Annotated in this window: 2 protein-coding genes; one reads left to right on the forward strand and one right to left on the reverse strand. The window is 65.5% G+C overall.

All coding sequences use genetic code 11. The features are described 5' to 3' along the window. Positions 1–624, forward strand: a 624-nt coding sequence (locus tag VGH68_RS19840; protein ID WP_331605392.1) for an aldo/keto reductase, incomplete at its 5' end; no start/stop codon positions are given. Positions 625–863: 239 nt separating this feature from the next. Here the strand turns inward: VGH68_RS19840 and VGH68_RS19845 are convergent. Beyond that, on the reverse strand, positions 864–1,518 hold a 655-nt coding region (locus VGH68_RS19845), incomplete at its 5' end, for an alpha-D-ribose 1-methylphosphonate 5-triphosphate diphosphatase (protein WP_331605393.1).

Raw genomic sequence — 1,518 nt, forward strand, 5'->3', positions numbered from 1 at the left:
CTCAACGACCTGATTCAGGCCGGCAAGATCCGCTACTACGGCTTGTCGAATCATCGTGGCTGGAAGATCGCTGAATTCGCTCACACTGCACAAGCGCTCGGCCTGGCTGCTCCGGTGGCGAGCCAGCCGCTGTATAATATCGCGAACCGGCAGGCCGAGGCGGAACAACTCACTGCCGCGCACCGCTATGGGCTTGGCGTTATTTCGTATAGCCCTCTCGCGCGCGGCGTGCTGACCGGAAAGTACGAACTGGGCGTGACGCCCGCATCCGATACGCGCGCAGGGCGCGGTGACCGCCGCCTGCAGCAGGCCGAATGGCGGCCCGAGTCTCTGGAACTGGCACGGCGCGTTCGCGAGCATGCGCAGGCACGGGGCTTGAGCGCGGGGCAATTCGCGCTCGCATGGGTGCTGAACAGCCGATATATCAGCTCGACCATCGCCGGGCCGCGTACCGAAGCGCAATGGGACGATTACCAACCGGCCTTGAGCTATCGTTTAACCGCGGAAGACGAAGCCTTCGTCGACTCGCTTGTCACGACCGGCCATCCTTCGACGCCCGGGTTCAACGATCCCAAGCATCCGTTCTTTGGCCGGATACCGCGTCATGGATCGCACGAGGGATAACGGGATTCCGTGGACGTTCCCGTGCGCGCATTTGAGCCAGTTCTTTTTCGCGTTCACCGTGACGGGGGCCTCGTCGCAGCGTCACCTGTCGCCTCGCGCCAAAGCGGTGGCCCGGACCTGAAATAGCAGCGCGGGCGCGCGGTGCGGCGGGGCAGTTCGTTTCATGTCCGCCCTTGTTGCCGCACGCCCGTTGCTCGCCTACAACGAGGCAGTATCGCCGTCAGCAGCCGCCCCCCCGCTCAGACGATTCGCGCGCCCGCGCGATAGGTCGCGCGCGGCACTGGCAGCGCATCGAGCATCGTCACCCGTACGAAGTCGGCGCGCAGACCGCATGCGATCACGCCGCGATCGTGCAGGCCGGCAGCGCGTGCCGGCTCGGCCGACACGGTAGCCATCGCGCGAGGCAGCGTCCAGCCTACCTTGTTGACTAGTTCGAACACCGCAGTCAACAGGCTGGACGGCACATAGTCGGACGACAGGATGTCGAGCAAATCCGCCTTGGCGAGTTCCAGCGCGGACACGTTGCCCGAGTGCGAACCGCCTCGCACGATGTTGGGCGCACCCATGATCGTCGAGATGCGATGCGCGCGCGCGGCTTCCGCGGCGTTGCGCGTGGTCGGGAATTCGGCCAGCACGATGCCTTCCGCAGCGGCCTGTTCGACATGTTCGACGAGCGTGTCATCATGGCTCGCGACCGGCACGCCCAACGACTTGCAGCGTGCGACGATCGCATGCCGGTGCACATCTGCGTACCGCTGCTGTTCGTCGGCCAGTTCGGCGAGCGCCGTCGTGACGTGTTCGTCGCTCAGCTTGCCGTTGCGCTCCTGGAAGCGGCGCCATTGTTCGGGGTCGTGCCATTGCCGCTGGCCCGGCGTGTGATCCATCACCGAGGCG

This window comes from Paraburkholderia sp. (assembly GCF_036488505.1).
Lineage (GTDB): Bacteria > Pseudomonadota > Gammaproteobacteria > Burkholderiales > Burkholderiaceae > Paraburkholderia.